Genomic DNA, 22120 nt, shown 5'->3' with positions numbered 1-22120 from the left:
CCTGAAACTTCTTTACAAAAAGTTTCTATTTTGATCCATAGTAGAAACAGATTCACAAAATAATGAAATAAGTATTTTGCCGACTTTTGCCGGCAAAAATAAAGATGCATAAGAAATATGATTACGCAAAGCCTTTTAAGCCTACTACGTGAACGTGTTCTTGGTTATTAATGACTTTACGCACTAGTTTATATGTTGTCCCTTTTTCCGGGCTAATATTTTCTGGTGCAGCAATAATTAATTGCATTTCTAATCTTTCACATAGTTCAAATAGTGTTGCAATTGATTTGGCATCCAAACGCGCTGCTTCATCCAAGAATAACAGACGACATGGAGAGATATCTTTATTACGCAGGCGTTTTGATTCATCTTCCCAGCTTTGAATAACCATCAATAAAATTGACATCCCCGTACCAATCGCCTCCCCTGTTGATAACGCTCCACTTTCAGCACGTAACCAACCATCAGCACCACGATTAACTTCAACATCCATTTCAAGATAATTGCGGTAATCAAGTAACTCTTCACCAATCGTTTGTGCCGTACGTTGACCCATATCTATATGTGGGTTTAAACGTTGGTAGAGTTTAGCTAATGCTTCTGAGAAAGTAATTCGATTGTTACTAAATAAATCTTGATGCTCGTTTTGCTCATCTGCTAAAGCCGTTAAAAGTGAGGAATGTGCTTCTCTGACACTCACATTTAAGCGAACCCCTTTAACTTGACCAAAGGCCACGGCTTGTAGACCTTGATTAAGCATTCTAATACGGTTTTGTTCTCGCTGAATTGTTTTACGGATAATATTTGCGACACTTTTTGAGCTGATTGCTAATTGTTGTTCACGAGAAGTCAGCTCTTCTGTTAATCTTGATAATTCAATTTCCATCTGTTCAATAGCTTCAATTGGATCATCGGTTTTAACAATATCTTGACGAATTCTTTCACGTAGATGTTTATAAACTGCAATATAAAATTGAATTTTGCGTTCTGGGCGTTTTGGATCTTCAGATAACCTTAATATATCGCGTAAATGTTCATTATCATTAACAGCCAGACGTAACGAACCTAATGCTTTATCGGACATTGAACGTAATTCATCAGCACCTAAATAGGCTAACTCTCGTCGATTTAAACGTCGCTCTACACTATTTTCTTTAACCAACCGTAAGACTAAACACCAACCAATTTTTACTTGTACTACTTGTTCACGTAACTGTTTATAATCGCGAAGTGTCTGAGATAATCGTTTTTGCATTTGCGCCATTTCACTTTCACAAATAATGAGTTGCTTTTCAAGCGAAGTACAATGTTGACGATTATTGTTAAGTTTCTGATGGATCTCATCACGGCGTATACGCGAACGCTCTTCTGTCAGTGCATCCGCTTTAACCCCTATTTGTTCTATCTCTTTATGCAGTTCATTTAACATGTCGCGTTTAGTTTCAAATGCACTTTTAAGCGATGCCAAAGTTTGATTATATTGGTTATATTTATCTTGGTATTGTTGCATTTGACTACGAGCTTGAGTCCTTTGTGCTTCAACAACTTCTAATCTAGCGCGTAGTTTTTCGTTCAAGTCAGTATTTTCATTCAACATACCTGCTGAATCTTGATAACTAAAGTGAGCGCGACGTTGCATTACCTCGGTTAAAGCAAATACTTGCTGACGAATGGTTTGTTGCTGTGCTTTAACTGTATTGTAGTGTTCACGCAATGTTTCATTTTGTTCAGGATCACTCTGTAACACGGCAACCACTGGTTCAAGTTCTACTACTGTATTGCGATTTCGGCTTACATATTGTGCAGCTTCTTGTGCTTCAGCTAATTGTTCACGTAAATCATCGACGCGATCGGCTAAATCCTCATCTGCCAGTAAGTGCATTTGGGCAAGTAACCGATTAACTAGAGCTAATTGTTCTTTACAATTAGTGACTTGTTGTTGATTCTGTTTATCAATATTTTCTTGCGCTGATAATTGGCGTTCTATTTCATTGCGTCTTGTCGCTAATTTCTGTGCTTCTGCCTCGGGATCGATGTCAAAAGCTACTGCTAAATATTGACCAATAAATTGACCAACGTTTTGCTCAACACGTTGTAATTTTTGTAAATCAAACGATATTGTTGCATAACGTTCGTGTAATTCATCACGCTCAATAGTTAATTTTTCAAGATGAATTTCACGAGCAGCCCGTCCAAAAAGTGGTACATTTGGGAAACTTGAAAATCGCCATTGGCGATCCCCTGTTTTTACAAGTACCGCTTTATTCATCTCTTCACAATCAAATACACTATCATCAAATGATGAAGGATCGCCTTCAATAAAATAGATATCTTCAGGATAATCTTCATCACTGGCAGTAAGATTCTCTAGTTGAGCTTTAACGAGTGATAAATCAGGTACTACAATAGCCTGTCTTGCTGGACCATATAAGGCTGAAAAATAAGGAGCATCATCAATAGTAACATCTTCATAAATTTCAGAAAGTAGTACACCATTAAATCGTTCAGAAAGAGCAGATAAACGTCCGTCATCCACACCACTTGGCTGATTGAGTTTTTCAATTTGTTCATCTAATTGATTTCGTTTGAAATTAATCTGATCTCGTTCAGTCACTAATATGCGTTCTTGTTCAAGTAACTGTTGCATATGTTGTGTTACCGCTTGGCTATGACCGAAAGTTTGACCAGTTTGTTCTTGTAGTGCGATCAGTGCATCTTGCGCTTTTAACCATAACGGTGCTTTTTGATGATAATCAGCAATTTTAGATTGAATTTGTTCTAATTCTTGTCTAAATTCAATCCGTTTTTCACTGGATTGATTGGCAAGTAGAGCGCTATCATCCAGTTGTATGTCAAGTTCCTGTTTTAGTTCATCAAGTTCATCGTAATTGATTTGTCGTCCGATACGTTTACAAAACTGTGTTAATAAGGATTGAGCCTCTTTTTGTTCAAAAAAACGTTGTTCTAATTCATCAAGTTGTAACTGTAAATGTTCAGCTTGTTCCGCTTGGTAACATTGAGATGGCCATTTTCTCAATGCTTCTTTAGCTGCTGTCCAAGCTTCGCTCCTAATAACCTCACCGACTAATTTGACAACTAATTGATAAGCACGATCGAATTGATTAATTGCTGCATCGGAAACACTGAGTTTTTGCTCTAGGTCTAACACTTGTTCAGTAATTTCTTTTTGCTTTTCATCAAACACTTCAAAATGATCTTCAATATTACTAATCGATAATTTTGGTAGCTGGCATAGAGACTGTGCATTTTTAAGCGCTTGTAAGGCTTGCTGATATTGAATGGCACGTGTTTGTTGTACATCTAAGGCTTGTTGATAATCTGCCAACTGTGTTTTGATTTCATCAACTTCTTGCTCGGTTTGTTCAACTTGATCACGATAAGTTTGATACTGTTCATTAGCCTCAATGACCACTTCATTTTGTTCTTCAAGTTTTAGATTTAAATCGTCTAAATCTGCTTGATAACGGTCAATTTTTTCTTGTTGACGCAATGCTGTTTGTACTAGATTAAGGTGATCATTTGCTGCTTGCAAATCTGTTTCTAAATCACTTTGGGCATCTTGATGTTCTTTAAGCTCTTTCGCCATTTCTACTTGGCGATATTGATTACTAATGAGATTTTCTTGTGTTTTAAACATTTCACGGCGTAAACCGAGTACTGATTCAATATGTACACGCCGTTCATTTGAGTGGCGCATATAATCAGAAGCCACATAGTTTGTTGATTCAGTAATGAGATGTTTAAACAGATCTCGATCCGATTGTGTTACTCGAATCGCTTCTAAAGTCATCCTGTTTTCGCGTAACGCCGCTTCCATATCTTGGAAGGCTTTTCGTACTCCACTATTTTCCGGTAGTAAATAATCACGTAAAGAACGAGTAATCGCACTTGAGATACCACCATAAAGGGAAGCTTCAATTAAACGATAATATTTACTTCGATCTGATGATGAACGTAAGCGTTTAGGTAAGATCCCAAAATCAAACATGATTGAATGATAATCTGTGATAGAATTAAATTGTTTAAAAACAATTCCATCCATTGCTTCGACTTTGTCTTTTAATTCAGGTAATGACAAAATTCGTGCTTGCGTATCATTAATACGCTCAGTAACCAGTTCTGTTGGGCTAATATTGACAGGTAAACCTTGCAGTAGAAAAGGTTTAATATCTACCTTTTTGTCTCGTCCTGCTACTTGTTGTAAACGCACACCACAAATAATTCGTTGATTACGTGAGTTAATCACATCTAGCATTGAGTAACAAACACCTGGTTTTAATTTTCCATGCAAACCTTTATCTCGTGAACCCGATGTGGCACCAGCTTCGGTTGTGTTTCTAAAATGTAATAAAGTTAAATCAGGAATTAATGCTGTTACAAATGCTGCCATGGTAGTTGATTTACCAGCACCATTACCACCTGATAAAGTAGTAACGAGCTGGTCAAGTTCAAAAGTTCGGGCAAAGAATCCGTTCCAGTTAATTAGCGTTAATGAGTGAAATTTACCGTGTCCAATCATGATTATTCAATCTCCTCATTAATTTCGTCATCTTGTTCTTCGTTATTATCATCATCTAAACTAAGAGATGATTCGATTTTAATGGCCTCACCATCTCTAATTAAGCGTAGTTGAGCTTCTTGGGCATCATCACTACTTCGGACATCGGCACCGAAACGAAATATTGTTTCATTGATACGAAAACGGCTACTATCGTTACCAACAATAAAGTAAACCATACCTAGTCGGCGTAAACGATTTAGTGCTGTTTTTACTTTATCAAATAGTTTTTGACGATCTAAATCTGAACCTGTTGAACGCTGATTGACCAATTTAAGCAGTTTACTTTCGTCTGTAAGCGAAACCAATTCATCAAATAGTTCTTGTAAAGTGAAAATACCTTCATGCGCTAATCGCTCTGGACTTAGATATAAATAACACAGCACTTTTCCAACTAACATTTCTAGCTCTGACAATACCGAACGAGATATCAAGGTAGTAGAACGAGGACGAAGATAGAAGAAACCTTCCGGCGCACGAATTAATTCAACGTTATAGCGTTGATAGAATTGTTCAAGTTCACTTTGAAAATCCATTAAAAAAGTATGATGATCGAGTTCATCAATACCAATATGACGACCTGAACGGAGTAGACTATCAAGTCCAGGAAAAATAGGATTAGCAATAGCTTGAGCCAGTTTAATCGGCATATATTTATCAATTGACGCCTGTGAACTTGCCGCTATGCGATCCATTACCTCATTGAGTGGATGAGAGGTTTCGTCTGATTCAAAATCTTTAGTATGTATTGATGACATGTGCTTGTACCTTAGCTCCATAATCGTTAATAGGTTTCCATTGAGCAGCAATACCAAGTAAATCATCTTTAGCTATACCTAGACGAATAGCTTGGTCGATAAATAACCTCGCAACATCAAAATGTTGTTCACGCGGGAACTGAGCTAAATAACCTCGAATGGCAATACCTATATCAAGTGGTTTATTTTCTTGTTTAAAGACCAATAAATTTTGTTCAATATGAGCAATAATATGTTCTTGGATCTCTTCAATCATTTCATATTCAAGTTCTGAAGGTAACTCACCTGTAACCTCAGTTTCCTGTAAAGTTAATTCCTCATCACGCATATCAAGTAGACGGTCAGCATTGGCAAATGTAAGTGACCATGGTAAATCGAAGTAACTTTGAATTGATTTGCGTAAACGCTGTGAAAAGACACGATTTTTATCGAGATCAATTGCTGTACGAATAAATTTATGGACATGTCTATCATAACCAATCCATAAATCAATAGCTTTTTGTCCCCAACCGATGATCCGGTCAAGTTTTCCTTGAAGATCCAAAACGATATTATTGATTTTATCAAGGTTTACATCACCAAGTGTTGCATCTTGAATTAATAACAAACTCGCTTGTAATTTGTCACCGGCAGCCGCTAGGGTATCTTGCAGTTCGCGTAATGTTTGTGATGTTTCAGTAAGTAAACCTTCACAACTGCTAATTGCCGCTTGCCAATCTTGACTTAATAAAGCAGATATATTTTGTTTTACTTCAGCTTGCTGTTCGTCCATTACTCGCTGAGTAATATCAATACTATCAAAAATCTCAGCAACCGAATATTTTAAAGGGGCAAATACATTTCTGTGCCAATGTAAATCATCGCCACCTTCAAGTGCTGCATCTGCCGCACGTTTTAACTCTTGCGCTACAATGGAAAGTTGAATAGATAAACGTAAAGTTGAAAATTCACGCTGGCGAATATAGTAATCAGTTATGCCAATGCCTAGGGGAGTTAAACGATAAATCGAAAAACCATCCGTCATTTCACTGGCAAAACGAGTAATTAAGCGTTGACGTACTAAATCATTAATTGCATTATTAGCGCGAACAGAAATCGTATCTTCACTCTGCTCAAAAATTTGTGAAACATGCCTAAAAGCATCAATTAATTCAGATTCTGTCATTTCTCCATCGAACCGTTCGCTATTTAAGACTGCAATCGCCAATAAAAAAGCGAGCCTTTCGACAGGCAAAGTGATCGAAAAATCATTCTTTTTTGCCCAAGAGACCAGTTCTGGCACTGATTGGGAAAAATCCTTCATAGCGGTTCCTTAATTAAAGATACTTAAATGATTAAATGTATCTCAAGAAAAATATCAGAAACACAATATATTGTGCTAAAGACAAAATATTATCGATTATATAACAAATTGAAATTGTAAAAAATAGCTAACTTCGAGATTTATTGCCGAGAATTAATCTATAAATCTTACTACAAATTAATAAAAGATGATTTTTCTTTGATTCACAAACTATCATAAGTGGTAAAAACAATCATTTTAATTTTTAGCTAAGATTTGAAGTATAAAAAATGAATTTCAATGTTTTCATCAACATCAAAATTTAAATTTCCATTTATTATTTAAGTGTATAAGATTTTGGTTATTAACTAAGCAGATAAATCTTGACATTGCTTAATAGCGTAATAATAATGATTATCATTTTCATAATTGAATAAGGGGAAATAAATGCGTAAATTAATGGTAGTTATGCTATTTGGCAGCGTTGCTTGTATGGTTTCACAGACCGTTTCTGCACATGGTATTTGGATTGCAAATCGAGTTGATCAAAAGCAAATTGTTCTAGGTGAAGGCCCACTTGATAATGGCTATAATATTGATTGTGTGAAAGAAATTCATGCATATAATGATGATTGGACTTTGTTACCTATCATTAAAAAAGCCTATAACAATTATGTTACGGTTGAACCATCAGATAAAACAGCTGTTGTGACAGTTAGTTTTGACTATGGTTATTGGACTAAAAATGCCCAAGGTAAATACGTAAATGAAACTATGAATAAAGTCGAAGGTGCAACCAATGGCACACACGCCATAAAATATAGTGTTAATTATCTGGCATCAGTCAATACACCAAAAATGATTGAAGATATTCCACTCCAAATTGTACCAAAAGTCGATCCAACCAAATTAAAACGGGGCGATACTTTGCCTGTTACTGTTTATAAAGATGGGAAACCACTGGCAAATACACCAGTTATTATTGATGTTATTAGTAATCTCGATCAAACCATTAAAACAAATGCTCAGGGGGAAGCCCTAATTAAGATCCCAAATCAAGGTTTGAATGTGATTGGTGTAGAAATCGGTTTCCCACTTACCAATAACAGTTTAGCCACCCAAGATAAATTCTTTACTACATTAACGTTTACTTTAATGCCTGAAGAGGATTAGATCGAGGTTATCATTAATATTAAATGGAGAATATAGAATTATTCTCCAGCAATTAGGGATCTTACGTTTAATCTATTATGTATTTTAGTAAATATGTTCTTTAGCAAACTTTAAACCATTTTGTTATTAACATGTTTTTCTTTTTTTGCTTTTTAAATAATATGTTATCTTAAAATATTTATTGCTAAAAAACTGTGGGTAACTAATTGATTACCAACAATGTAGTATTTATACTGCTTAAATATTTTAGATAAATTTAATAGTGAATTTTGTCCAAAAAAAACGAGATCTATATATGATCTCGTTTTTTATTAAGTTAAGTTAACTTAATTGATTAAACTTCAGCATTAACTGGACGAGGAATTAATAAAGAAGAAAGTAAAGCCAATATTGTTATAATAAGCCCTAATAATAACCCATTAAAATATCCATCAACTGAATTACCATTCATCATTTGTATAGCCGGTAACAATGCAAAACTTAATCCAGCACCTAAATTAAATGCTCCTGCATTCATACCCGGCAAAAATCCCGGATTTTCTGTAGGTGATAAAACGACACCTAAACCATTTAAGATAATATTTGCCATACCGGCATAGAAAATCCCTAATACAATGACACCAATAGTTAAAATCGGTAAAGAATGGATCCCGTAAAACATAATCATTAAGATGCCAATAATACAGCCGACTAAACCTAATTTTAGTACTTTATTGTATCCCATTGAAGGCGCTAATCTTCCTGAAAATGGCCCAACTACCCAACCAATTAGCGCATAAGGTGTTAAAAAGATTAATGAGGCCCAATCAGGATCAAGACCAAATCCGATTTCATGATTTTGTGCTATCGACATAACCAAACCATTGACTACTGCAAAAATACCCGTCATGGTGAGAGTTGTCGTTAATAATAAAGCCCAAGTTGATCGTTTTTTTAAGTGAATAGTCGTAACAAGTGGCTGTTTATTTCTTTTTTCTACGTTCCAAAATAAAATAAAGCAAATAATCGCAAACAGCGTTAATCCAATAACAATAAACCAATTAGCATTGGCAAGTTTACCTGCTTCATTAAGTGCTAATAATAAAGCTGCAATCGTTAATACTATTAGTAAAACGCCTAACCAATCCATTTTAGTTCCAGCCGACGGTTTAGATTCTGATGCAAAACGGTAGACGAAATAAGTTGAAATAGCGGCAACAACAGCAATAACCCAAAAAACAGAACGGAATCCAAATTGAGTGGCAAGCACGCCTCCTGCAATAGCATCAACACCAGCAATACCACCATTTACTGCGGTAACTATTCCCATTAACATACCATATTGTTTGACATCTTTTACTTCATAACTGAGCATAAGCAAACAAAGTGGAACCACCGGTCCTGATACACCCTGTATAATCCGCGCTGCATATAACACTTCTATATTAGGGGCAATAGCCGCAAGAACTGTGCCTAATGTCATTATCAATAACATGCCGGTTAATACTTTTTTACGCCCTTTTATATCACTTAAACGAGGTAAAAAGAGTGAAAAAAGTGCAGCAGCAATAAAGAAAGAAGTTTGAGATAATCCAACAGCTGCATCATTTGTTCCCAACTCTTTAGTAATTGTAACTAATACTGGGCTTAACATGCTCGCATTAAGTTGAAATGCTACGCAAGCAGCAAGTAATGCAACCATTAACGTCAAGACATTAGTTTTATCCTTGCTTTGTTCTATCATAAATTTACCTCTCCAATACGTTCTAAAGCATCCACGATTAAATCCCAAAACCCAGCATGATCAAGTTTAGTCGCTACTTGTGTATGACAATTTTCATTTACTGGAAAACGAAAATCAGCAACCGTCATACCTAAAGTAAGCGTTCCGGTTAGTTCTATATCAACTGGAACTCGTTGCGTTTTAATTAAATTTGGATTGATAACATAAGCTACAGCACAAGGATCGTGAACTGGCGGATAGGTAAAACCTTGTGCTTGCTTATACATTTTTCCAAAAAATTCAAGCATTTCAAGCACAAACTTAGCTGGTTTTGTTTTGATGGCAGAAATCTTTTCAATGACCTCTGGCGTCGCTAACGCTTGATGAGTAAGATCCAATCCAACCATGGTTAATGGCCATTTTTCATTAAATACAATGTGAGCCGCTTCAGGATCTATCTTTATATTAAATTCCGCAACAGCACTCCAGTTACCAACATGGTAACCGCCACCCATTAAAACAATTTCTTTTACTCTTTCGACAATTTTTGGCTCTTTACGTGCAGCCATTGCAATATTCGTCAAACCACCAGTGGGTACAAGCGTTATGGTTTTTGGTGGGTGCGACATAACTGTATCGATGATTAAATCAATAGCATGTCTTGAGTCAAGCTGTATTGTAGGCTCTGGCAATACCGGGCCATCTAATCCTGAATCACCATGAATATCTGGCGCAATTTCTACATTTCTAATTAATGGCCTTACTGCACCAGCAGCGAAAGGAACATGAGTAATATTAGCTATACGCGCTACAGATAGAGCATTACGAGTTACTTTATCTAACGTTTGATTACCCACAACTGTTGTTACGGCTAATAATTCAATATCTGGATTACCATGTGCTAATAACATTGCAATCGCATCATCATGACCGGGATCGCAATCGAGAATAATTTTTTTAGGCTGATTTGTCATTAATCGTTTCCTCTAATATAAATTTATTTGTTTGCCATTCTTTGAAGTACACTCTGATGAGATGGCATATTTGACGCACCTTCACGTTCAACCGCTAAAGATGCAAAAGCAGAAGCATAAGTTGCTGATTGGTAGAGTGATTCTCCCTTAGCTAATGAAGCACAAAAAGCACCATTAAAGGCATCTCCAGCACCTGTTGTATCTACAGAAACAGCTAAGAATGGTTTAATATGCTGGTGTTCTTTACCATCAAAAATAAGAGAACCTTTACTACCCAAAGTAATAATAACGGTTTGAATCCCTAAAGAATGGATCTTTTCGGCCGCCAGTTTTGCTGAATCTAAGTCATTTACCTCAATTCCCGACATCAAACTCGCTTCTGTTTCATTGGGTGTGATAATATCAATATAAGGTATTAATTGAATGACATCTTTAGAATAAGGAGCAGGATTAAGAACAACTTTTACCCCTACTGCTTTAGCTAATTTCACAGCATTTGATATAGCATCAATATTATTTTCAAGTTGAACTAATAAAATATCAGATTGCTTTAAATTGCTTTCTAACATTGCAATCTCTTCATCTGTTATCGTTAAATTTGCACCTGGATAAATGGCAATCATATTTTCACCATTTTCCTCAGATACATAGATTACTGCATTACCTGTAGGCTCTTTTTCTGATTGATATAATGTAAATGAGTTAATTTTTGATAAGGTAAGGTGATTATGTGCAAATTGACTAAACTGATCTGTTCCGACTTTAGCCACAAAATGAACTTTCGCTTCAGCATGACTTGCCGCTAAGGCCTGATTCGCTCCTTTACCGCCAGGACCAATTAAACTTCTTTGTGCTAAAATCGATTCTCCCCCTTTTGGAAATCTTGATACTTGAGCAACAATATCAATATTAAATGAACCTAAAATACAAATATTACCGTTCATTTTTTCTCCTCGTTTTTTGGTTTTTTGTTTTTTATATCTCGTCAGTAACGAGGCAATATTCTCTTTGTGTGCAATGCTACTAACCAATTTATGTCTTAAAATCATAGCACCACCATAACAACGAATAATAAAATGTTGCTTGGCTAGTGCAGAAAGATCTTTTCTAATTGTTTCTTTTGAAACATTAAAAATATTAGAAAAATGTTGTACGCTACCTGTTTCGTGTTTATCTAAATAATCCAAGATAGCTTTTTGTCTTTCTTCTAAAAACATAAAGTAATCCTCTAAATAATTGGTCAGAAGTATAGCTTTATTTAGTAAATAAAAGAGTGATAATTATCATAACTTAGGAGATAAAACAGAAGCAAACGGAACATAGGTAAGTCATTACTGACTGCTTTAAAAATAGAACAATAGGTAATAACCCATATGAGGAACAATAAGTTTATTTATTGACAAAATTTTACAACGATTAACGGATAAACTGGTATCGGCATTATGATTGTTTAGTAAATTAAATAGTTAGCAACGTGTTATTACTAAAAATAATAATCAAACATTAAACATAAAAAATAAATTCCCCTACTCGCACTGGCGCTAATTTATGCTAAAATCAGCAATCATAGATAAACTTTAACATAAGGATGTAACGCAATGCATATAGGTATACCTAAAGAACGGTTATCCAATGAAGCTAGAGTTGCGGCAACACCACAAACTGTTGGACAACTGTTAAAACTTGGATTTACAGTTTCCGTTGAACAAGGTGCTGGTCATGCTGCTCATTTTGAAGATCAAGCTTTTATTGATGCTGGAGCCACAATTCAAAATACTCAAGATATTTGGCAAAATGACTTAATTTTAAAATTTCATGCACCAACCGATGATGAAATTGCTTTAATGAAAGAGGGATTAACCCTTATTAGTTATATTTATCCTGCACAACATAAAGAACTATTAGAAAAACTTGCGGCTAAGAATATTACCGTAATGGCGATGGATTGTGTGCCACGTATTTCTCGCGCTCAATCTCTTGATGCATTAAGTTCAATGTCTAATATTGCAGGCTATCGTTCTGTTATTGAGGCTGCAAATCAATTTGGTCGATTCTTTACAGGGCAAGTTACTGCTGCTGGTAAAGTGCCACCAGCTAAAGTCTTAGTCATTGGTGCAGGTGTTGCTGGCCTTGCTGCAATTGGTGCAGCCGTTAGTCTTGGTGCTATCGTCAGAGCTTTTGATACACGTCCAGAAGTTGCTGAGCAAATTAATAGTATGGGCGCAGACTTCTTAGAATTGGATTTTGAAGAAGAAGCGGGTTCTGGGGACGGATATGCGAAACAGATGTCAGCAGCCTTTATTGAGGCTGAAATGGCGCTATTTGCTGAGCAAGCAAAAGATGTTGATATTATTATCACAACAGCATTAATTCCTGGAAAACCAGCACCTAAACTTATTTCAAAAGAAATGGTTGAGTCAATGAAACCAGGTAGTGTTATTGTTGATTTAGCAGCATTAACAGGCGGTAACTGTGAGTTAACTAAGCCAGGTGAAGTTTATGAAACCGATAATAACGTTAAAATTGTTGGTTATACGGATTTAGCTAATCGCATGCCTGCTCAAGCTTCTCAACTTTACGGGACTAATATCGTTAACCTATTAAAACTTCTTGCAAAAGAGAAAGATGGCAATATAGATATTAATTTTGATGATGTTGTTATCCGCGGTGTTACTGTTGTTAAAGATAAAGAAATAACATGGCCTGCACCACCAATTCAAGTCTCTGCACAGCCACAAAAGAAAACTGCTGAGCCAGTTGTTAAACCTGAACCTAAACCAATGGATCCTCGCAAGAAGTATGGCATTTTAGCTTTAATTATGATTGCTTACTTCTGGTTAGCTGATTCTGTGCCGGAAAGTTTTTTAGGGCATTTTACAGTATTTGCTTTATCTTGCGTGGTGGGGTATTACGTTGTATGGAATGTTACTCATTCTCTCCACACGCCACTTATGTCCGTTACTAATGCCATTTCGGGTATTATTTTGGTCGGTGCAATCTTGCAAGTCGGTGATGATAATGGCTTAACTACAGCTATTGCCTTTGTCGCTATTTTGATTGCTAGTATTAATATTTTTGGTGGATTCTTTGTTACGCAAAGAATGCTGAAAATGTTCCAACGTGGCAAGTAATAGGAGAGCATAAATAATGTATGGAATCATTCAAGCAGCCTATGTAATTGCTGCATTACTTTTCATTTTTAGTCTACGTGGGCTTTCTAATCAGGAATCAGCAAAATCCGGTAATATTTACGGTATGATTGGTATGGCAATCGCTCTTATTGCAGCAATTGCTAGTATCAAAGGTGGTTTACACTGGATAATTATTGCAATGATTATCGGCGCAGCTATTGGTTTATATCTAGCTAAAAAAGTTGAGATGACCCAAATGCCAGAATTAGTTGCATTACTTCACAGTTTCGTGGGTATGGCAGCGGTTCTTGTTGGTTTTAACAGCTTTTTAGATCAGAATAGCTTACATTATATTCATCAAAATGAATTTACAGTGCATTTAGTTGAAATTTTTGTCGGTATATTTATTGGTGCCGTAACGTTTTCTGGTTCTATTGTGGCATTTGGTAAATTAAATGGACGCATTAGTTCTAAACCTTTATCAATTCCATATAAACATTATTGGAACTTAGGGGCTATTGTCGTTTCTGTTATTCTGATGTTTATTTTTGTTAAAGTTCAATCTGGTGTTGGTGCGACTATTAGTTTATTAGTCATGACCATCATTGCATTAGTGTTTGGCTTTCATCTTGTTGCATCAATTGGCGGCGCTGATATGCCTGTTGTTATTTCAATGCTTAACTCATACTCTGGTTGGGCAGCAGCAGCAGCCGGATTTATGTTAGGTAATGACCTATTAATTGTCACCGGTGCATTAGTTGGTTCGTCAGGTGCCATTCTTTCTTATATTATGTGTAAAGCAATGAATCGCTCATTTATTAGTGTCATTGCTGGTGGTTTTGGTAGTGACGGTAGTACATCAAGTTCATCTGATGAAGAACAAGGTGAATATCGTGAAATGCAACCTGCTGATGTAGCTCAAACATTAAAAGAGGCTCGTTCTGTAATTATTGTTCCAGGTTATGGTATGGCTGTTGCACAAGCTCAAGGCGCGGTAAGTAATATTACTGAAAAATTACGCGCTATGGATATTGAAGTGAGATTTGGTATTCACCCTGTTGCAGGTCGTTTACCTGGTCATATGAATGTATTATTAGCCGAAGCAAAAGTACCTTATGATATTGTATTGGAAATGGATGAAATTAATGATGATTTCCCTGATACCGATGTGGTTTGGGTTATTGGTGCTAATGACACGGTTAATCCGGCCGCAGAAGAAGATCCAAATAGTCCTATTGCTGGTATGCCAGTTCTTGAAGTATGGAAAGCAAAAACCGTTATTATTTCTAAACGTTCAATGAATACCGGTTATGCTGGTGTACAAAATCCGCTATTCTTTAAAGAAAACAGCTATATGCTATTTGGTGATGCTAAAGATAGTGTTGAAAAAGTATTACAAAATTTGTAATAGACTATAGTCCAACAAAATATTACTGCGGCTTTGCCGCAGTAACTTTTAAAACACTAATCAGCAGTATTCAAAAATATTTTAGACAAAAAACCAGTGATAAGATAACTTAGTTCTCGATGAATTTCCGTCCTTTCACGAGTACCGCCATCTTGGCAAATAATCCCTTCTCCTTCACTTTCTTTATTTAATAAATCGACTGCACCAACCTTACAAACTTGCATAAAACTAAAATGCATTGCGTCAGGAATCACAATATAAGTGGATAAACTCTTGGTAAGAAATTGTTGTAAATAGCCAGATTCGAGCTCAACAGCCATATCTCCAACATCAATTCCTGCACCAATAACTAAGGAAGGAATATCCATATTTTTCAAACTTTGAGGAGTAAATCCTCTTGCTAAGCCAGAATCTAAAGTAATAAACGCTTTTATGCGCGGATCTTTCATACTGTTATTTAATTCAGGGTTATCCAGTCCAAGATCTGATACTAACTCACATGCCTTTAAATTCGAATGAGTCATACAATCTTGTTTAAATAACGCAGTATTAAATCGACCACCGGCAAGTGCGATAACTGTCCATCCACCCAAAGAATACCCTATGGCCGAGATCTTATTCATGTCTATATAACTGGCTAAATCTTCATCTATACTTATAGCATCAATAGTTCTACTTAAATCTCGTGGGCGTTGCCATAACTGAACAGATTGTTTGATATCTCGATTTAAAATGGTAGTACCAGGATGATTTGGCGCAACCACAATATAACCTTGACCGGTTAATTCATAAGCTAACCAACTCAAATTACGCCAGCTACCACCATAACCATGAGAAAATACGATTAATGGATATTTATTATTACTTAGCAAAGGTTTGCCATTAGGTATTACTCTGGAGCCATAAAAAACGGTATTATCACTAATAGCTATTGTTTCTCCACTATTTTTTGCTGGATACCACACTGCAATATTTAAAGGTCTACTCCCTACTTTATCTAAATTAATTTGCTTAAAACCAACATTAAACGATGCATAAGTAAAAATGGGGAAAAGTAAAACTAATGTATTAAATAAATGATTAAATTTAAGCATATAGTTAATTCCATTTTAAATAAAAACTTCAATCATAATATTTAAAGAAATTTGTAAAAATAAGAATAGCAGTTATTTTGAACAAATAACACCAGATAAATAAATGAAGTATATAAAGCATAAATTTGTAAAGATGTTTCAGGTTAGCTATACGTTTCAGTATAAACCGCTTGCTGAATTCAAGTTTTTTTAAATCAGCGATGTTCGGCTTTTATCTGCTCTTTATGATAAAGATAATATGCTCCTCTAGATACCATCCGAAGTTGAAAGATAAGATCTTCAATTAATTTCTGACGTTTTATTTCATCAAAATCAATTGCTTCGGCACCCGCATTAAACGCAATCGTGACCATAGCTTCAGCTTGAGCTTCGTTGTAATGATGAGGCATGCCATTAGCATTATTAAGATAATCTACAAGCTCTACAATAAAATGTTGGATCTCGCGGGCAATAGCTGAACGAAAAGCCGATGAGGTTCCTGCCTTTTCACGTAATAACAGTAAAAATACTTTAGGATTTTTATCAATAAATTCAATAAATGTTGTTACTGATGTTTGGAGAACACTTCCTCCTTTTTCTATACGTTTACGTGCTTGTCGCAATAACTGACGTAGAGTTAAACCACTTTCATCTACCATGGCTAAACCCAATTCATCCATATCGCGGAAATGGCGATAGAAAGAAGTTGCGGCGATTCCTGCTTCGCGTGCAACCTCTCGGAGACTTAAACTGGCAAACCCTTGTTCGGCATTAAGTTGATTAAAAGCTGCATCGATTAAACTTCGACGCGTTTTTTCTTTTTGCAAAGCACGGACACCACCAGTTTTGTTATTTTTCATTTTTGCTTACGAACTTTCCTGCATTAATCTGTCTATGAATTATCAATTTATTGCTTAAGTGACTGCTCTTTTTCAGCAAATACTTTTGGCATATGATCACGAATTGTTTTAGCGATAGTTTCATAACGTGAACGTAAAGGAGAGCCGGGACGATATATAAGCGCTATACTTCGAACCGGTACAGGATCAGTACACGGAATATAACAGATATTATCTCGAATACGCTCATTTGGTGCTGCAAGCTCAGGAAATAATGTTATACCTCTTCCTGCCGAGATCATACTTCGAAGCGTTTCAAGACTGGTTGCTTTAAACTGTTTATCTTCATCAATACCTACTTGAAAACAATATCCCATAGCATGATCACGCAAACAGTGTCCATCTTCTAACATCAAGAATTTTTGACCTTTTAAACTAGAGAGTTTAACGGTTCTTTTACTCGCCAACTCATTATTTGCAGGAACGGCTAAAAACATAGGTTCATTGAATAAAGGCAGTTCAATAAATTGTGCTGTCTCTTTAACTTGAGCGATAATTGCGCAATCAAGTTTACCACTTTCAAGCTGTGCAACTATATTTGCTGTTTGAGCCTCGTGTAAATAAAGCTCTAACTGTGGATATGATTCATGCAATACCGTAATAACATGAGGTAACAAATAAGGCGCAATGGTAGGAATTAATCCAATATGCATTGGTCCTGACATCTCTTCACCTTGACGGCTTGCCATTTCTTTTAGGATTTGAATATTACGCAAAATCTCTTTCGCTTGTTCAACGAGCATCATGCCTGTTTGTGTAAATAATACTTTTCGGCTAGTTCTTTCTAATAACATTACACCTAGCTCATCTTCTAGTTTTCTGATTTGGCCACTTAATGTTGGTTGACTTACATTGCAAGCATCAGCTGCTTTACGAAAGTGACGAAACTCAGCTAATGAAACAAAATATTCCAAATCACGAATATTCATAATATCCCCAATAAGTTATCAGTTAATGGTATATATCCAATTTACTTCAGTTTATAAACGTCATTACAAGAATAAACAATCAAAACATATCGACTGCATTGAATAATCCATTATTTATTTGTTTTTATTCCGGCAATTGATATAAAAAAAGTTTTGAATATACGTTTATTTAATCTCAATTTGCCCGCAGATAGTACATAAATACAAGTATATATAATATGTCGCTTTGCGACCAAGCAGTGTTAATTGTACTATATAAAATCCTATTGTTGGTAATTAAGTTTAAAAAAATGCAGTAGAATATTTCATATTTTATAAAATACAAAAATTAACTATCGTAGGAATAACCTAAAGAAGAGGCATGGAAAGTTATCAACAATTGCGTTATAATCGCGCGCTATATTTTGCTAATTAGCTAAAAATAATGACTGAGGTGCCCTATTTTTAAACAAGTTTCACGCTTTTATCGTAAGATGTTTCGTCATGAAGAGCAGCCACAAGCTCGCTATGTTTCCATTCCTCGCAATGAACATAACATTTCTCGAAAGGATATCAGTGAAAATGCGTTAAAAGTTCTTTATAGATTAAATAAACAGGGGTACGAAGCTTATCTCGTGGGTGGTTGTATCAGGGATCTTTTATTAGGTAAAAAACCGAAAGATTTTGATATCACAACCAATGCCACACCAGAACAAATCCAAAAAATATTTCGTAATTGTCGTTTAGTTGGTAGACGTTTTCGCCTAGCACATATTATGTTTGGTAAAGAGATAATAGAAGTAGCCACTTTCCGTGGTGAACATGATGATCAAAACGCTCAAACCAATATTTGCAAACGATCTCAATCAGGAATGCTATTACGCGATAATGTTTACGGCACAATAGAACAAGATGCTATGCGCCGTGATTTTACCATGAATGCGCTTTATTATGATGTAAAAGACTTTACATTACGTGATTATTGTCATGGTCTACAAGATTTGAAAAATGGAATTATTCGGCTAATTGGCGATCCACAAACCCGTTATCGGGAAGATCCTGTGCGAATGTTAAGAACGGTACGTTTTGCAGCAAAGCTTAATATGAATATTGAACCGTCCACTGCGCAACCGATTAAAGCACTAGCACCATTATTGAAAAATATTCCTTCAGCACGTCTTTTTGATGAATCTCTGAAATTACTGCAAACTGGATATGGGTTTAAAACCTACTCTTTACTAAGAGAATATCATCTTTTTGAACAGCTCTTCCCGATTATTGAACGCTTATTCACACAAAACCATAATAGCAATTTAGACAAAATTATTGAGCAAGTGTTAAAAAATACCGATTACCGAATATCAAATAATCAACGCGTCAATCCTGCTTTTTTATTTGCCGTATTTTTTTGGTATCCAATCATGGAACAAACTCAACTTACTTGTGTAGAAAGCGGTTTACAATTTCATGATTCATTTTCCATGGCAATTAATGATGTACTTAGTGAACAATGCCGAATAATTGCTATCCCTAGACGTTTAACTTCTATTATGGGCGATATTTGGCGATTACAATTACGGATGAAGAAACGAGAAGGAAAACGTGCTTTTGCCATTTTAGAACACCCAAAATTCCGAGCCGCTTATGATCTTCTAGAGATGCGAGCATCCATTGAAAAAGGCGAACTTTTAGACTTAGCTAAATGGTGGGATGAGTTCCAATATGCGCCAGTTGAAAAAAGAATTGCAATGGTTAAACAGCTGAGTAAAACAAACAGGCGTAAAGTAAAACGTTAATTTTTCATTCGCACTTTTGTAAATAATCGCTATAATGTTTTAATTAAAATAATCATTATTACTTTTGAACATTGATGAAAAAATTAGCGCCCTCATTTATTGCAATAGCGGTTTCACTGTCTTTGTATAATAGTACATATGCGATAAACCTACCTAATGCCATTAGCGATAATCCACAATGCCTTATTGATGTTCCTCGATTTGATCGTCCTTTAGTCGAAGGTGATATCAATACATTACCGGTCAACGCTGAAGCTAACCAATTTGAAGCTATTTACCCTAATACAGCTATTTATCAAGGCGCTGTATCAATAGAACAAGGTAACCGTACCATTCAAGCCAATAAAGTCACTATTGATTCACAAGACAAAAATAATCGCATCGTTACACTTAACGGTGATGTTGTTTATCAGGATAATTTGATTAAGATGAAAGGTAATGATGCCTCCATGAATCTTAATACTAATGACACTAATATGAAGCCAAGTGAGTATCATCTGGTTAATAGACTTGGGCGGGGTAACGCTGATGAAGTAAAACTTGAAGAAAATCGCTTCCTGATTTTAAAAAATGGTAGTTTTACCTCTTGCCCTATCAATGATAGTACTTGGAATATTAAAGGAACAACGGTTATCCATGACAACAAAGAACAATTACTTGAAGTATGGAATGCTGTTTTCCGTATAGGGAAAGTACCCGTTTTATATTCACCTTATTTACAATTGCCAACCGGTGATAAACGACGTTCAGGTTTATTAATGCCTAACATCAGTTATGACAGTATTGATGGTGTTGATTTTTCGTTACCCATTTATTGGAACATAGCACCCAACTATGATGCAACATTTACCCCAAGAGAGTTACAACATCGTGGCTTACAATTACAAACTGAATTTCGTTATTTAAATCAAATTGGCTTAGGGACATTAGCTTTTGACTGGTTACAACATGACAGTAAATATAGAGAGGATAGGCGTAGACAATTAAATGGCAATAATTATGACGATAATCAGCATCGTTGGTTATTTTATTGGAAAAATGACGAGTTAATTAACTATAATTGGCGCTTTTATGTTGATACCACGCGCGTGAGTGATAATCAATATTTAACCGATTTAAGTTCGAAGTATGCATCACAAACAGCGGGTTATCTAACTCAACACTATAAAATAGGTTATAATAATGACAATTGGGACATCACATTAGGGTATCGGCACTTTCAAACCTTCTATTCTTCTGGGAAAGACGATCTTTATCAAACACAGCCCCAGTTAGATGTACACTATTATAATTATGATTTAGGTCCATTTAAATTTACTACTTTCGGTCAAATCTCACATTTTATTAATGCCGGAAACAACAAACCTAATGCATGGCGTTCGCATATTGAACCAACATTAAACTATACATTAAGCAACTCTTGGGCTAAATTAGCTACTGAAGCTGGTTTGATGGCAACACATTATAAGCAAGATAACATCAAAAAAAATAAAGAACTTGATAAAAGTGTTAATCGCTTTATACCTAAGTTCAGTGTCGATGGCAAAGTCATTTTTGAACGAGATACCACTTTTATTGAAGGTTATACACAAACCTTAGAGCCTCGGGTTAAATATATCTATATTCCTTATCGCAATCAATCAAACACTGAAAACTATGATTCAACTTTACTACAATCCGATTATATTGGATTATTTAGGGATCAACCTTATAGTGGTTTAGATCGTATTGCTTCAACCAACAAGGTCTCTACAGGGGTAACTACCCGTTTTTATGATAGTAACAAAGTTGAAAAATTTAATTTCTCTATTGGGCAAATTACCTATTTTACCAAATCAAAAACCAGTGAACATAATTCAGAACTGGATAAAAATTCTGATACCGGTAGCCTTACTTGGGCAACAGACGGTTTTTGGCGAGTGACGGATGATTTTATTTTTCGAAGCGGTGTTCAGTATGACACACGAATCGATACAATTTCTCTTGCAAATACCACATTTGAATATCGACCTTCTAGTGAGAAATTAATACAACTATCTTATCGTTATGCAAATCACAATTATATTGATACTATTAAAACTGAGGACAACAATAATCCATATAAAAAAGATATTTCCCAAGCAGGCATTATGACTGCATGGCCTTTATCTCAAACCGTTAGCGCTGTAGGTTCTTATTATTATGATGTTAAATCAAACCAAATAGCTGATGGTTTTGTTGGGTTACATTATAGTGATTGTTGTTGGGGAATGACAGTACAGTATGGTCGAAAATTAACAGATTGGGATAATAAAACTCACGAAAGCAAATATGAAAATAAACTCTCAGTTAATTTTGAATTACAAGGCTTAGGTCGAACTCGTGATACCAAAGCTAAAATGTTAGATTTTGGCAAATTACATTACACAACAATATTTGAATAAAACTAGTTACATAA

14 protein-coding genes are annotated in these 22120 nt (G+C 35.5%); 5 read left to right on the top strand and 9 right to left on the bottom strand.

Going from position 1 to position 22120, the window contains the following annotated elements:
• Nucleotides 1–121: 121 nt before the first annotated feature.
• From mukB to mukF, 3 genes are read right to left on the bottom strand one after another with little or no spacing between them, the layout of a single operon-like run.
• Complete coding sequence (mukB, locus tag A9G11_RS08130) at nucleotides 122–4540, bottom strand: chromosome partition protein MukB (protein ID WP_065619119.1); 4419 nt, start codon at nucleotides 4538–4540, stop codon at nucleotides 122–124.
• A 2-nt stretch (nucleotides 4541–4542) separates the two neighbouring features.
• Nucleotides 4543–5274, bottom strand: coding sequence for a chromosome partition protein MukE (gene mukE / locus A9G11_RS08125; protein WP_081298498.1), 732 nt, complete (start codon nucleotides 5272–5274; stop codon nucleotides 4543–4545).
• A 43-nt stretch (nucleotides 5275–5317) separates the two neighbouring features.
• On the bottom strand, nucleotides 5318–6640 hold the full coding sequence (gene mukF / locus A9G11_RS08120; RefSeq protein WP_065619118.1) for a chromosome partition protein MukF: 1323 nt from the start codon (nucleotides 6638–6640) through the stop codon (nucleotides 5318–5320).
• 426 nt (nucleotides 6641–7066) lie between these two features.
• On the opposite strand from mukF, the gene A9G11_RS08115 reads away from it, so the two are divergent.
• A complete protein-coding gene (locus A9G11_RS08115) occupies nucleotides 7067–7792 on the top strand; it encodes a DUF4198 domain-containing protein (RefSeq protein WP_065619117.1) in 726 nt (241 codons plus the stop codon).
• A gap of 334 nt (nucleotides 7793–8126) precedes the next feature.
• Here the strand turns inward: A9G11_RS08115 and uriT are convergent, their stop codons facing one another.
• The 3 genes from uriT to rbsK are packed head-to-tail and all read right to left on the bottom strand — an operon-like array spanning nucleotide 8127 to nucleotide 11685.
• Nucleotides 8127–9515 (bottom strand): uridine transporter UriT, encoded by a 1389-nt coding sequence (gene uriT / locus A9G11_RS08110; RefSeq protein ID WP_065619116.1) that lies wholly within the window; start codon nucleotides 9513–9515, stop codon nucleotides 8127–8129.
• Complete coding sequence (gene uriH / locus A9G11_RS08105) at nucleotides 9512–10468, bottom strand: uridine-preferring nucleoside hydrolase UriH (protein ID WP_065619115.1); 957 nt, start codon at nucleotides 10466–10468, stop codon at nucleotides 9512–9514. Before uriH ends, uriT begins: the two co-directional genes overlap by 4 nt.
• 23 nt (nucleotides 10469–10491) lie before the next feature.
• On the bottom strand, nucleotides 10492–11685 hold the full coding sequence (rbsK, locus tag A9G11_RS08100) for a ribokinase (RefSeq protein WP_065619114.1): 1194 nt from the start codon (nucleotides 11683–11685) through the stop codon (nucleotides 10492–10494).
• 381 nt (nucleotides 11686–12066) lie between these two features.
• Here rbsK and pntA point away from each other — a divergent pair, with 381 nt between their 5' ends.
• Both pntA and pntB read left to right on the top strand, forming a co-directional pair.
• Entirely contained in the window at nucleotides 12067–13599 is a 1533-nt protein-coding gene (gene pntA / locus A9G11_RS08095; protein WP_065619113.1) for a Re/Si-specific NAD(P)(+) transhydrogenase subunit alpha, read from the top strand.
• 13 nt (nucleotides 13600–13612) lie between these two features.
• Entirely contained in the window at nucleotides 13613–15007 is a 1395-nt protein-coding gene (gene pntB, locus A9G11_RS08090) for a Re/Si-specific NAD(P)(+) transhydrogenase subunit beta (RefSeq protein ID WP_141674383.1), read from the top strand.
• A 56-nt stretch (nucleotides 15008–15063) separates the two neighbouring features.
• Here the strand turns inward: pntB and A9G11_RS08085 are convergent, their stop codons facing one another.
• The 3 genes from A9G11_RS08085 to oxyR form a co-directional block, all read right to left on the bottom strand.
• Nucleotides 15064–16101, bottom strand: a complete 1038-nt coding sequence (locus A9G11_RS08085) for an alpha/beta hydrolase family protein (protein WP_065619111.1) — start codon at nucleotides 16099–16101, stop codon at nucleotides 15064–15066.
• Between the two features lie 194 nt (nucleotides 16102–16295).
• Nucleotides 16296–16940 carry an HTH-type transcriptional repressor FabR gene (fabR, locus tag A9G11_RS08080; protein WP_065619110.1) on the bottom strand — a complete coding sequence of 215 codons (645 nt, stop codon included), beginning with the start codon at nucleotides 16938–16940 and terminating at the stop codon, nucleotides 16296–16298.
• Between the two features lie 47 nt (nucleotides 16941–16987).
• Nucleotides 16988–17908, bottom strand: a complete 921-nt coding sequence (gene oxyR, locus A9G11_RS08075; protein ID WP_065619109.1) for a DNA-binding transcriptional regulator OxyR — start codon at nucleotides 17906–17908, stop codon at nucleotides 16988–16990.
• 473 nt (nucleotides 17909–18381) lie between these two features.
• Between oxyR and pcnB the strand changes: the two genes are divergently transcribed.
• Together pcnB and lptD are read left to right on the top strand one after the other, a co-directional pair.
• A complete protein-coding gene (pcnB, locus tag A9G11_RS08070; RefSeq protein ID WP_065619108.1) occupies nucleotides 18382–19683 on the top strand; it encodes a polynucleotide adenylyltransferase PcnB in 1302 nt (433 codons plus the stop codon).
• A gap of 74 nt (nucleotides 19684–19757) precedes the next feature.
• Entirely contained in the window at nucleotides 19758–22106 is a 2349-nt protein-coding gene (gene lptD, locus A9G11_RS08065; RefSeq protein WP_065619107.1) for an LPS assembly protein LptD, read from the top strand.
• Nucleotides 22107–22120 lie beyond the last annotated feature (14 nt).

It is taken from the genome of Gilliamella sp. wkB108, assembly GCF_001690195.1.
Lineage (GTDB): Bacteria > Pseudomonadota > Gammaproteobacteria > Enterobacterales > Orbaceae > Gilliamella > Gilliamella apicola_L.
Note: the sequence above shows the minus strand (reverse complement) of the source record. Positions and strands in the feature narration are given on the sequence as shown.

Coding starts and splice junctions, on each gene's coding strand:
- mukB (WP_065619119.1), bottom strand. CDS start 4,540: ATGATTGGACACGGTAAATTTCACTCATTAACGCTAATTAACTGGAAC.
- mukE (WP_081298498.1), bottom strand. CDS start 5,274: ATGGATCGCATAGCGGCAAGTTCACAGGCGTCAATTGATAAATATATG.
- mukF (WP_065619118.1), bottom strand. CDS start 6,640: ATGAAGGATTTTTCCCAATCAGTGCCAGAACTGGTCTCTTGGGCAAAA.
- A9G11_RS08115 (WP_065619117.1), top strand. CDS start 7,067: ATGCGTAAATTAATGGTAGTTATGCTATTTGGCAGCGTTGCTTGTATG.
- uriT (WP_065619116.1), bottom strand. CDS start 9,515: ATGATAGAACAAAGCAAGGATAAAACTAATGTCTTGACGTTAATGGTT.
- uriH (WP_065619115.1), bottom strand. CDS start 10,468: ATGACAAATCAGCCTAAAAAAATTATTCTCGATTGCGATCCCGGTCAT.
- rbsK (WP_065619114.1), bottom strand. CDS start 11,685: ATGTTTTTAGAAGAAAGACAAAAAGCTATCTTGGATTATTTAGATAAA.
- pntA (WP_065619113.1), top strand. CDS start 12,067: ATGCATATAGGTATACCTAAAGAACGGTTATCCAATGAAGCTAGAGTT.
- A9G11_RS08085 (WP_065619111.1), bottom strand. CDS start 16,101: ATGCTTAAATTTAATCATTTATTTAATACATTAGTTTTACTTTTCCCC.
- fabR (WP_065619110.1), bottom strand. CDS start 16,940: ATGAAAAATAACAAAACTGGTGGTGTCCGTGCTTTGCAAAAAGAAAAA.
- oxyR (WP_065619109.1), bottom strand. CDS start 17,908: ATGAATATTCGTGATTTGGAATATTTTGTTTCATTAGCTGAGTTTCGT.
- pcnB (WP_065619108.1), top strand. CDS start 18,382: ATGTTTCGTCATGAAGAGCAGCCACAAGCTCGCTATGTTTCCATTCCT.
- lptD (WP_065619107.1), top strand. CDS start 19,758: ATGAAAAAATTAGCGCCCTCATTTATTGCAATAGCGGTTTCACTGTCT.